Here is a 12,208-nt window from a genome sequence, read left to right on the forward strand (position 1 = left end):
TGGTAAGCGGAACAGTAAATCCAAATCATAAAGGATTAGGAATTTATGAAAATGGAAATACAGCTCCTTGGATATATTATAAAAATACCTTATCGTGGGGGAGTTTTGATACTGCAAAAGCGTATGCCATCAAAAAAACTACGGCAGGAACAGTTGATTTTAGAGGAACAATAACTACTGATAATGTTCAATATACCGCAACAGGAAACGCAAATAATACATTTGAAATGATTTCGAATCCGTACACGGCATATCTTAATGCTAATAGTGGAGCAAATAGTATTTTATCTGAAAATTCATCAAATTTAAAAAGTACGAATGCTGCATTGTATTTTTGGAATGATACCACAAAAAATTATGATGTTGTAAATAATACAAGTTCACCAAGTCGATTAAAACCAGGACAAGGATTTTTTGTGCAAATGGCAACGACAAATGGTGTTGTTAATTTTACGCCAGCGATGTTATTACATCAACAATCATCAAGTTCAAGGCAAGCAGTTCAAACGTCGGTAGCTTTAACAATTTCTGATGAAAAATCAAAAGGAAATACTAGTAAAACTACTCAAATTAAATATTTATCAAACACAAATGATGGTTTAGATGTTGGTTACGATGCAGGATATTTTGATGGCGGACAATCGAAAGTGGGTGTTTACACGAAATTAGCAGACGGAACTTATAACGATACCGATTTTATGTTACAATGTGTAAATAAAGAAAAAATTTCAGGAACAATAATTCCAGTAGGAATTAAAACTTCGGAAGCTAGGGAAGTTGTTTTTTCAGCAAAAGCGATGAATTTACCAGAAAATTTAAACGTTTATTTAGAGGATAAAGAAACGAATAAGGTAACAGAATTAAGCAACGGCGGTGAATATAAAGCGACAGTTTCTGGAGGTTCAGGGCGTTTTTATGTACACACGAAAACTTCATCAAACTTAAATCCTGATACGATTGTTTTAAAATCAAAATTGAGTGTTTATAAAGCTAATAATTCACTTGTTATAAATGGTTTAGAAGAAAAAGCAACGGTTGTTTTATACAATATGATTGGAAAACAAATATTCACACAAGAAATACAGAATACTACTAAAACAGTTGTTTTGCCAAGTTTAGTATCAGGAATTTATATTGTAAAAGTGCAATCTGGAGCAACTCAAATTAGTAAAAAGATTAGTATTCAATAAATTAAAATTAATCCAAAATAGTTGAAATTTTAAAAATAAAAAAAAGATGAAAGAAATTAATAAGGAGTCTAATAAAATATCAAAAATAGACCGTAAAGAAGCCTTGAAAAAAATCGGTAAATACGGAAAATACACCGCATTAACGGCTTTAGGAACGTATTTAATTTTGAATCCTCAAAAAGCACAAGCTCAATCTCCTGTGGGAGGAGGTGACTTAGGAGGTTCAGGGTTTTAAAAAATAATAGTTTTTATTTTTAGTTTGTTTGAAGGGAGAATTGCTATTACTAAAACGAGTTGTCAAAATGACAACTCGTTTTTATTTTGTAAAATATTTTGGTTTATTTTTAAGAGCCTGTTTAAAAATTAAATAAAGACTAGATTCTCGTCATGCTGAATTTATTTCAGCATCGCATCAACAGGAGAACTACTGCAAATCAGGATGTGAAACTGAAATAAATTCAGTTTGACGGTAGTTTATCAAAATGTTTTAAAATGATTTTGCATATTTTCTTTTTCTAAAATAATTAAATCCAAAACCAAATAAAGCGAGTAAAAGTAACGGAACACCGATGTTTATAAATTGCCAAAATCGTTTTTCAGAATATGCTTTTTGTTTGTCTAATAAAGCAATCGCAATTGATTTATTTCGCAAATTAATTAAATCACTATCTTCTAATAAATAATCGATGGCATTTATCAAAAATTCTTTGTTTCCAAAGTGTTCGCCTGTCCATTTATCCAAAGATAAATCGTGTGGTTTTCCTTTCAAAATCTGATTTCTAGCAATATCGCCATCGGCAATTACAATCATTTTATTTGAAGCACTTTTTGCTTTAAAAAGGGGTGTTTCAAAAGGCTTGGTTCTGTTTTTATATCCTGAGGTAAATTCTCCTTCTAATAAAACACCTAAAAGTTGCTTTCCGCTTGCAAATTCGCCTTCTTTAGGTTGTTTGGCGATGCTTTTTAAGGCGATAAAATTGGGTGTTCCTATTTTTTTTGTCAATACTGATGTTACTAATAAAGGTGTTTTTTTGATGTTTCCTTTTAGCGTATCAATTTGTGTGGTAAAACGCAATCGAACGGGTGCAATATTTTTGGTAATTGCATGATTCGGATTTCCATTGATTAACGGATGATAAAACCAATTTAAGTGCTGAAATTGTGTTTGATTTCCTGTATTTCCTGTGGCTAACGGGATTTTTGCCGAATATAAATCTTGAATTAAAGTGTTATTAATGCGAATTTGATAGCTAAACAATAAATCCGTAAGGTTTAAATCTCTAGGAAAAGCAAGCATTTTTCCATCATTATATAAACTATCGGTATCGGCATAATTGGTGTCAATCATCCACAAACTTTTACCGCCATTACTGATAAATTGGTCAAGCGTAAACTTTTCTGCTTCGGTAAATCGCTGGGTTGGTTTGGCAATAATTGCTAAATCATAATTAGTTAATTCTTTGACTGTTTTCTGCGGATTTTTCGCCACACTATCCAACGTAAATTTTGCTAAACGATATTTTTTGCCAACTTCACGCAGTAAACTATACAAATAAATATCATCCAATTCGCCATTCCCTGAAATTACGGCTATTTTTTGTTTTTCTTTTTTGGTGATACTATGTATCGCATTGGCAAAAGAATATTCTAGTTTTTCAATAGCATTTTGTAGCTGTGCTTCTTGTGTTTTTGAAACCGAATTTGGCAATAAAGAAACGAGTGCTGTTTTTTTACCGATGCTAATTTCCGCCCAAGGAAAAATAATAGCTTCGGATAATTTTCCGTCTTCTTCCACGGTTAATTGGCTTGGCATCATGCCTTTTTTGATTAATTTTTCACGAACATTAATAGGATTGATAAATCGAAATTGAATATTCGAATTTAAGGCTTTTAATTCTTCTAAAAACTGACGGGTTTCTGTTTGTAAACGCTTAAATTCCGCAGGAAAATCGCCCTCTAAATAAATATTTATAAAAATAGCTTCCTCTAAATTATCTAATAAATTACTACTGGTTTCAGAAATAGTAAAACGCTTATCTTGGGTTAAATCAAAGCGTTTATAAACCGAACTCGAAAGATAATTTATCAAAAACAATCCGAAGAAAGAAAAAACAATATAACGTATGTTTGATAGCTTTTTATTCATTTTTTACTCGTTTTTTAATTGTTGTTTGGTCATCAATAAAAAGAAAAAAGTAATACTGATAAAATAAATAATATCACGAGTATCTAATACGCCACGACTCATACTTTTAAAATGTTCTTGCATTCCGAATTGTTGTAATGTATATTTTGAAGTAGCTAAAGAGCCTTGCAAAGAAGTTGCAACCGCATCAAATCCGTAGAAAAAAATAAACGAAATAAAAACACTCGCTATAAAAGCCACAATCTGATTTTTAGAAAATGTAGAAGTGTATAAACCAATCGCAGTGTATGCTGATGCTAAGAAAAATAAACCGAAATATGCCCCGATAATACTACCAATATCTAAATTTCCAACAGGATTTCCAAGTTGATAAATCGTATAAACATAGGTTAATGTCGGCAATAAAGCGATGCAAACCAATAATAATGACGCTGAAAATTTTCCTAAAATAATCTGCCAATCGCTTATAGGACTCGTTTTTAATAATTCGATAGTACCACTTTGAAATTCATCAGAAAAACTTTTCATCGTAATGGCAGGAATCAAAAATAAAAATAACCAAGGCGAGAGGTAAAAAAAAGTATATAAATCGGCAAAACCAGCATGTAAAATATTGAAATTATCTTTAAAAACCCATAAAAATAAGCCATTTATCAGTAAAAAGATACCGATAACTAAATAAGCTATCGGCGAGGAAAAAAATAAAGTGATTTCTTTTTTTAGTATTGAATACATAAAAATATACTTGAATCTTGAATTATGCTTGAATGATATCCAAACGAAAAATATGCGTATTTTCTAAATTTACCTGATTAGCCGTTTGACTATTTGCTTGACTACTCGATTGTAAGATAAATTGCTGTTTTTCTAATAACGCAATCGCATCATTATTATTATGATGTGTAAAAGCTTCAATTGTTTTTAAGGCTAAATCAACATTTCCAAAGGCTAAAACCGATTGTATTGCCTCACGCATCAAACCTTCTTTCTGATAATCAGGACTTAATTCATACGAAATTTCGGCGTAATCATTTTCAGAATTAAAATTCGATAACACAATACTTCCAATAACTTTTGAAGAATCTTGATGTTCAATTACCCAAAAAATACGGGTTTCATTTTCGAAATCTGTTAAACAATTTTCGATAAAAGCATCGGCATCATTTAAGTTTTTAGGCGTTTCTCTGCTGATTAACTTGTTGATTTCTTTGTTAGAACGCAATTTAAAAATAGCTCGTTTATCTTTAAATGATACTTGACGTAACGTAGCTCTTTCAGTAGAAAGTTCTGGGAAAATAGTTGGAAAATTCATTATTGTAAAATTATGGTTTTAGAAGAATTAAAGTCTGTGAAATCTATGAAAAGTCTGTGAAAATTCTGTGAAAATTTTTCAATCGTAGAAAAAGTAAAAAAGGAGGAATTGAATAAAAAAATAATTTTTGCGTACATTAATAATGGCTATTTTTTTAATTTTGAAATGATACCCTAAATTTCATGGCGAAATTACATAATTCAATAAAAATAATCATTATTTTTAAAGTGAATAATATTTAAAACATTTATCAATTTGAACGAACGTATTATTGAATTAACAGAAATTGACCCAAATGAATTTTTTGGCGCTCAAAATAGTACTATTACAACCCTGAAAAAGTACTTTCCAAAAGTGAAAATTGTAGCCAGAGGAAATACCTTAAAACTCTATGGCGAATCCGAAATTTTAGACGAATTAGAAAAACGTCTAGAAATGCTTATCAAGTATTTTAATAAATACAATAAATTAGATGAAAATAGCATTGAACGTGTTTTAACATCGACAGGAAAAGAAGAAGATATTCGTAAATCTGGCAAAATAGAAGGCGTTTTAGTACACGGTGTTAATGGCAAATTGATAAAAGCACAAACAGCGAATCAACGAAAAATGGTCGATTTAATGCAAAAAAACGACATGCTATTTGCCGTAGGACCCGCAGGAACAGGAAAAACATATACCGCCGTTGCCTTAGCGGTAAAAGCATTGAAGGAAAAAGAAGTTCGTAGGATAATATTAACCAGACCAGCGGTTGAATCTGGTGAAAATTTAGGGTTTCTTCCTGGAGATTTAAAAGAAAAATTAGACCCATATATGCAACCTTTATATGATGCCTTGCGGGATATGATTCCACATGAAAAATTAGAATCGCATATCGAAAAAGGAATTATACAAATTGCACCGCTCGCATTTATGCGTGGAAGAACGCTCGATAATGCCTTCGTTATTTTAGATGAAGCACAGAATACAACCCATAATCAGATGAAAATGTTTTTAACAAGAATGGGAAAACATGCCAAATTTATCATCACTGGAGATCCTGGACAAATAGATTTACCACGAAAACAAGTATCTGGATTAAAAGAAGCCTTATTGGCGCTAAAAGATATTGACGGAATTGCACAAGTGTATTTAGATGATAAAGATGTGGTACGTCATCGATTGATAAAGAAAATTATCAAAGCTTATAAAAGCATCGAAACCGAATAGCCAACAGACGAATATCAAAAACAAAAATAAATACCATATTTTTGCAACAAACAATACATTAAATAAAACAACAAACAATACAACAAACAGCACATGAATACAATTAATGAAACTAACTTTCAATTTCCAAAACAAAAGTCAGTTTATAAAGGGAAAGTACGAGAAGTTTATAATATAGATGATGAATTATTGGTGATGATTGCTTCTGATAGATTATCTGCTTTTGATGTCGTTTTACCACGTCAGATTCCGTATAAAGGACAAATTTTAAATCAAATAGCGACCAAAATGATGAACGAAACCGCTGAGGTTGTTCCGAATTGGTTGCACGCAACTCCCGATGAAAATGTAGCAATCGGTTATTTATGCGAACCTTTTAAAGTAGAAATGGTTATCCGTGGTTATATGTCTGGTCATGCGGCGCGTGAATATAAAGCTGGAAAAAGAGTATTATGTGGCGTAGAAATGGCAGAAGGAATGCAAGAAAATGATCAATTTCCAACGCCAATAATTACACCTTCCACAAAAGCCGAAAATGGCGATCATGATGAAGATATTACACGAGAAGAAATTTTAGCTAAAAACGTAGTTGCTGAAGAAGATTATATCATCTTAGAAAAATATACTAGAAATTTATTTCAAAAAGGAACAGAAATTGCCGCTTCTCGTGGCTTAATTTTAGTGGATACGAAATATGAATTTGGGAAAACAAAAGATGGTAAAATCGTTTTAATTGATGAAATTCATACACCCGATTCTTCTCGCTATTTCTATGCCGATGGATATAAAGAACGTCAAGAAAAAGGAGAAAGCCAAAAGCAATTATCAAAAGAATTTGTACGTCAATGGTTAATCGAAAATGATTTTCAAGGAAAAGAAGGACAAGTAATTCCTGAAATGTCTGATGAAAAAGTTATCGAAATCTCTAACAGATATATCGAATTATACGAGCAAATTACAGGGGAGAAATTTGTAAAAGCTAATACCGAAAATGTATTAAATCGTATTGAAAAAAATGTAGTCAACTTTTTAAATGGACAGTAAAAAAATAAGTATTCGTCCCGTTTTAAATTTATCCTCTGAAATTCCTGTAGAAGATTTTCAGAATAAAACCGTACGTCCAATTTTAAAATTACAACACGAACTTATTATACAATTCTTTATCTTTTTTTGCAAAAATCAAAAAGTAGATATCGTACATATCGAAAAAGAAAAGTTTAATAAAGCGGTCAATACAATCACCAAGAAAAATATCAATTTAAAAAATCAGTTTCTAGGATTGATTATAGGACAGTTTACCGTAGCGGAATTCGAATTCTATAAAAACAATACTGCTGATATCAATAAAAGAATTTTAATGATGATCGGGCAACGAATTAAAGATAGCCAATCAGAAATATTAATAAAAAATTAATCAAGAAATTAATTAAGAATGATAATAGAACCAAGAACTAGAGGATTTATTTGCTTAACATCGCACCCAACAGGATGTGAACAAAATGTAAAAGACCAAATAGCATACGTGCAATCTAAAGGGAAAATCGAAGGTGCTAAAAAAGTATTAGTAATCGGTGCTTCCACAGGTTTTGGATTGGCATCAAGAATAACCAGTGCATTTGGTTCCGATGCGGCGACTATTGGTGTTTTCTTTGATAAACCAGCAACAGAAGGAAAACCAGGTTCACCAGGTTTTTACAATACGGCGGCTTTTGAAAAAGAAGCAACAAAAGCAGGTTTATACGCTAAAAGTATCAACGGAGACGCCTTTTCAAACGAAATAAAAGAACAAGTTGTAAACCTAATCAAACAAGATTTAGGACAAATTGATTTAGTAATTTATAGTTTGGCATCGCCAGTGAGAACGCATCCTGTATCAGGAAAACGTTTTAAATCAGTTTTAAAACCAATTGGAGAAGTTTTTACCAATAAAACAGTCGATTTTCATACAGGAAAAGTATCAGAAATATCTATAAATCCCGCAGAAGGCGATGATGTTGCCAACACGGTAACCGTTATGGGAGGCGAAGATTGGAAAATGTGGATAGACGCGTTACAAGCTGAAAACTTATTATCGGAAGGAGCGACCACAGTGGCATATTCGTATATCGGGCCAGAAGTAACAAAACCAGTATATAGAAACGGAACAATCGGTGCGGCAAAAGATGATTTAGAAGCAACCGCTTTTAGTATTTCTGATGATTTAAAATCAATAGGAGGGAAAGCGTATGTTTCAGTAAATAAAGCATTAGTAACCCAAGCAAGTTCGGCAATTCCTGTAATTCCATTGTATATTTCATTATTGTATAAAATAATGAAATCAAAAGGAATTCATGAAGGTTGTATTGAGCAAATTCAACGTTTATATAGTGAGCGTTTATTTGGTGGTGATGTAGCCTTAGATGAAAAAGGAAGAATCCGTGTAGATGATTGGGAAATGCGTGAAGATGTTCAAGCTGAAATTGCTGAACTTTGGCAAAAAGCAACAACAGAAAATTTATCAGAAATTGGAGATTTAGAAGGATATAGTAAAGAATTCTTTAAATTATTCGGTTTTAAAGTTGATGGCGTAGATTATGATGCTGAGGTTAATGAAGTTGTTACAATTCCAAGTATTCAGTAATTATTCGGCGATGGGCGAACATATAGGTTCGCTCGTACAGAATCCAGTAGGGGCAGACCTGTGTGTCTGCCCTTAATATTAGTTTTTAAATTATTTAGATAAAATAGTTATGAAAACAGCTACAATCAAAGCTTTAAAAGAGGAATTAAAACATAAAAATTCGAATGAATTACTAGAAGTATGTTTGCAATTAATCCGCTTTAAAAAAGAAAATAAAGAATTATTAACGTATTTATTATTCGAAGCTGATGATGAAGAACGTTATATTTTAGGCGTTAAGTCCGAAATAAATGAATTATTTGATGCCATAAATACCAAAAGTTATTTTTTTATCAGAAAAAGTGCCAGAAAAATATTAACAAATACCAAAAAATATATTCGTTTTTCAAAGAAAAAAGAAACAGAAGTGGAATTATTATTACATTATTGTATCAAATTGAAAAACTTAAAACCTTCTATCAAAAATAGTCCTCGATTACAAAATATCCTTACAACACAAGTAAAATTGATTGAAAAAATAGTAGTAACACTACATGAAGATTTACAATATGACTATCATTTAGAACTTGAAAAATTATCAAAATAAAAAGTTTTAAAAAATAATATTATTTTTAGTAACCTTCAATGAAGTAGCCAACTACTTTGAGGATTTGTTAAAAAGCATTATTTTTGCCTTGAATAAAATTACAAAAGTAATAATGACTAAAGATTTATTTGAAAGAATTAAACAAGATAAAGGGCCGTTAGGAAAATGGGCAGATAAAGCAGAAGGATATTTCGTTTTTCCTAAATTAGAAGGACCAATTTCTAATAGAATGTCTTTTAATGGAAAAGAAGTAATTACTTGGAGTATCAATGATTATTTAGGATTGGCAAATCATCCAGCGGTCTTAAAAGTTGATGGCGAATCTGCTGCAACTGACGGATTAGCGTATCCAATGGGCGCAAGAATGATGTCAGGACATACAAAATATCATGAGCAATTGGAGCAAGAATGTGCTGATTTTGTTGATAAAGAAGCTGCTTATTTAGTGAATTTTGGGTATCAAGGAATGGTATCGGCAATTGATGCTTTGGTAACCAAAGAAGATATTATTGTGTACGACATGGACACGCACGCTTGTATTATTGATGGTGTTCGTTTACATGCAGGAAAGCGTTTTGTTTATAGGCATAACGATATCGAAAGTTGTGAGAAAAACTTGCAAAGAGCCACTAAAATGGCAGCAAAAACAGGTGGCGGAATTTTATTGATTTCGGAAGGTGTTTTTGGAATGCGAGGAGAACAAGGTCGTTTAAAAGAGATTATTGCTTTAAAAGAAAAATATAATTTCAGATTTTTAGTTGATGATGCTCATGGTTTCGGAACACTAGGAGAAGGCGGAAAAGGAACAGGTTTTGAGCAAGGCGTACAAGATGGAATTGATGTTTATTTTGCTACTTTTGCAAAATCGATGGCAGGAATCGGTGCTTTTTTTGCGGCAGATAAAGACGTAATTCAGTATTTACAATACAATATGCGTTCACAAATGTTTGCAAAATCATTACCAATGCCGATGGTAAAAGGTGCTTTAAAGCGTTTAGATATGTTGCGTACGATGCCCGAGTTGAAAGAGAACTTGTGGAAAATTACCAATGCATTACAATCAGGTTTGCGAAATGCAGGTTTTGATTTAGGAACAACACAAACTTGTATCACTCCCGTATTTTTAAAAGGAGAAATTCCTGAAGCGATGGCAATGGTACAAGATTTACGTGAAAATCATTCGGTATTTTGTTCAATTGTGGTATATCCTGTAATTCCAAAAGGATTAATTATTTTAAGATTAATTCCAACGGCAAGACATACACAAAAAGATGTAGATGAAACAATTGTTGCTTTTTCAGCAATTCGAGAAAAATTAGCAAATGGTACGTATAAGCAAATTGCTGAAACTATTATGGCAGAATAATTTTTATATAAAATAAGTATAAAAAACTCATGAAATATTTCATGGGTTTTTTGTTTTAAATAAGAAACGAATATCTTTGAAGTTCTTTTTGATATCAGAAAAATGAAAAAGTTTTTACATCTATATATTTTATTTTTTGTTACGATTTCTGTAGCACAAATAAATGATCCGTATTTTTTGGTAAAAAAAGGGGATAGTTTAATGATTACGTTAAATGAGGTTGCTGTTTTTCCAAAACATAAGTTTAAGGAAAAGTCTGATATTCATTATTATTATTGGTTTCGCCGAAAAGTTTATAAAGCGTATCCTTTTGCTGTTTTGGCGTCTCAAAAAATAGATAGTGTTGCTTTAGAGTTATCAAAAATCAAGTCTAGGAGAAAAAAGAGAAAGTATATAAGAAAGACGCAAAAATATTTACAGGAAGAGTTAACGAATCCGTTAAAAAAATTAACAAGAACAGAGGGGCGTATTTTATTAAAATTAATTCATCGACAATCGGGTAAAACGGCTTTTGCTAATATAAAAGAGTTGAGAAGTGGTTGGAAAGCATTTTGGTATAATACTACGGCGAATTTATTTAAGTTGTCTTTAAAGAGTGAATATTTGCCAGAAAAGGAGAATGAAGATTTTTTGATAGAGGATATTTTACAGCGTGCATTTATTGATGATAAATTAGAATATCAGCGTCCGAAGTTGGATAAAGATTATAAAAATATTGTTTTAAAAAGCCGAGGAGTTATTGATTTATCAGTTTATAAGCAATTATTTGTGAAGATAAGAAAGCGTCGAGCTCGAAAAGAGGTTCAAAACATTAAATAGTGTTGTTTGATTTTTTTTGGAGCTATTTCCCGCTTTCCGCACTCGCTTTTTTTTGAAGAAAAATCAAAAAAAGAGCTCAAACAAAGCTTCAATCGGGGCTAAGTCTATTTACTGTATTTGTTTTTAGCTATTTAGTTTCGTTTTTTATACGCTATCGCGAGCATCTTGCTTGTGCCGATAGTAAATAAGAGTTAAAAGCGAAAAACTAAAAATTCACAAATAATCTGTCATTTCGAGTGATTTTTTTCTTCAAAAAAATAGTATCGAGAACTTTTTTCAGTATTAAAATTAAAAAAGATAAAATAGCTTTATTAGTGTGTTTAATTTTAGGGAAAAAATAATAGGTTAATTTTTTTAAAGAGGTTTGATTTTGTATGGGAGAACCTGTGTGTTCGTTTCATTATCTGTTCATGATTTGTTTTTTAATCAAAAAATAAATATGATTTAACTAGTTTATAAAAGTAGGCTATCGCGAGCATCTTGCTCGTGCCGATAGTCATAAGAGTTAAAAACGGGAAAATTAATTTTGTTATAAGCGAACCTATTTTTTCACTGATTATTATGTTTTTGTCTATAATGTCGTTCAAATTTTGTTTATGATAAATAATAATTAAGGTTTAATTCGTTGAATATTAGTGTTTAAAAAAACACTTTTAAATAAAGGCTAAAAAACTCCTTGTTGAATCAGAAAAGAGTTGTAGATTTGCAACCGCTAACGGAAAAACGTAAGTTTATAAGTTAGTTTAGTTCTTTAAGAAGTTTGTAAAATTAATAATATTTAAACGTAAAAAATAAGTTACTAAAGTCTTATTTTTTATTAATAAAAGAAACTATATTTGCAACCTGTTTTAAAAACAAAGTTCATTAACAAACTAAAAAAAAACTTTTTAAATTTAATTTCATTAAATTTAAAAAGTTTTTTTTTAGTTTGTTAATGAACTTTGTTTTTAAAACAGGTTG

Annotated in this window: 12 protein-coding genes; 9 read left to right on the forward strand and 3 right to left on the reverse strand. The window is 31.0% G+C overall.

Annotated features, from left to right (window positions below; translation table 11 throughout):
* Both L0U72_RS11535 and L0U72_RS11540 read left to right on the forward strand, forming a co-directional pair.
* Positions 1-1,190 (forward strand): T9SS type A sorting domain-containing protein (locus tag L0U72_RS11535; RefSeq protein ID WP_233899350.1); only part of this gene is annotated, 1,190 nt, incomplete at its 5' end.
* A 46-nt stretch (positions 1,191-1,236) separates the two neighbouring features.
* Positions 1,237-1,425: a hypothetical protein gene (locus L0U72_RS11540; protein WP_233899352.1), complete on the forward strand. Its 189-nt coding sequence runs from the start codon at positions 1,237-1,239 to the stop codon at positions 1,423-1,425.
* A 252-nt stretch (positions 1,426-1,677) separates the two neighbouring features.
* On the opposite strand, the gene gldG is transcribed toward L0U72_RS11540, so the two are convergent.
* Genes gldG through L0U72_RS11555 form a run of 3 tightly spaced genes read right to left on the reverse strand, consistent with a single transcriptional unit; the run spans position 1,678 to position 4,648 of the window.
* Positions 1,678-3,336, reverse strand: coding sequence for a gliding motility-associated ABC transporter substrate-binding protein GldG (gldG, locus tag L0U72_RS11545; RefSeq protein ID WP_233899354.1), 1,659 nt, complete (start codon positions 3,334-3,336; stop codon positions 1,678-1,680).
* 3 nt (positions 3,337-3,339) lie between these two features.
* Positions 3,340-4,071: a gliding motility-associated ABC transporter permease subunit GldF gene (gene gldF, locus L0U72_RS11550; protein WP_233899356.1), complete on the reverse strand. Its 732-nt coding sequence runs from the start codon at positions 4,069-4,071 to the stop codon at positions 3,340-3,342.
* A gap of 22 nt (positions 4,072-4,093) precedes the next feature.
* Positions 4,094-4,648 (reverse strand): GNAT family N-acetyltransferase, encoded by a 555-nt coding sequence (locus L0U72_RS11555; protein WP_101916502.1) that lies wholly within the window; start codon positions 4,646-4,648, stop codon positions 4,094-4,096.
* Between the two features lie 255 nt (positions 4,649-4,903).
* Here L0U72_RS11555 and L0U72_RS11560 point away from each other — a divergent pair, with 255 nt between their 5' ends.
* From L0U72_RS11560 to L0U72_RS11590, 7 genes are all read left to right on the forward strand, one after another.
* The gene (locus L0U72_RS11560; protein WP_233899358.1) at positions 4,904-5,857 is read left to right on the forward strand and encodes a PhoH family protein; all 954 of its coding nucleotides are present in this window, start codon (positions 4,904-4,906) and stop codon (positions 5,855-5,857) included.
* 93 nt (positions 5,858-5,950) lie between these two features.
* Complete coding sequence (locus L0U72_RS11565; RefSeq protein WP_233899359.1) at positions 5,951-6,901, forward strand: phosphoribosylaminoimidazolesuccinocarboxamide synthase; 951 nt, start codon at positions 5,951-5,953, stop codon at positions 6,899-6,901.
* On the forward strand, positions 6,891-7,271 hold the full coding sequence (locus tag L0U72_RS11570; RefSeq protein ID WP_233861459.1) for a glyoxalase: 381 nt from the start codon (positions 6,891-6,893) through the stop codon (positions 7,269-7,271). The genes L0U72_RS11565 and L0U72_RS11570 overlap by 11 nt, the downstream gene beginning before the upstream one ends.
* An 18-nt stretch (positions 7,272-7,289) precedes the next feature.
* Positions 7,290-8,477: an enoyl-ACP reductase FabV gene (gene fabV, locus L0U72_RS11575; RefSeq protein ID WP_233899361.1), complete on the forward strand. Its 1,188-nt coding sequence runs from the start codon at positions 7,290-7,292 to the stop codon at positions 8,475-8,477.
* 109 nt (positions 8,478-8,586) lie between these two features.
* Positions 8,587-9,063, forward strand: coding sequence for a hypothetical protein (locus L0U72_RS11580; protein ID WP_233897490.1), 477 nt, complete (start codon positions 8,587-8,589; stop codon positions 9,061-9,063).
* A 112-nt stretch (positions 9,064-9,175) separates the two neighbouring features.
* Positions 9,176-10,429, forward strand: a complete 1,254-nt coding sequence (locus L0U72_RS11585; RefSeq protein WP_101916496.1) for an aminotransferase class I/II-fold pyridoxal phosphate-dependent enzyme — start codon at positions 9,176-9,178, stop codon at positions 10,427-10,429.
* Between the two features lie 201 nt (positions 10,430-10,630).
* Positions 10,631-11,248, forward strand: coding sequence for a DUF4294 domain-containing protein (locus L0U72_RS11590; RefSeq protein WP_233899363.1), 618 nt, complete (start codon positions 10,631-10,633; stop codon positions 11,246-11,248).
* The last annotated feature ends 960 nt before the right edge of the window (positions 11,249-12,208 follow it).

It is taken from the genome of Tenacibaculum piscium (assembly GCF_021390755.1).
In the GTDB taxonomy this organism is placed as follows: domain Bacteria; phylum Bacteroidota; class Bacteroidia; order Flavobacteriales; family Flavobacteriaceae; genus Polaribacter; species Polaribacter piscius.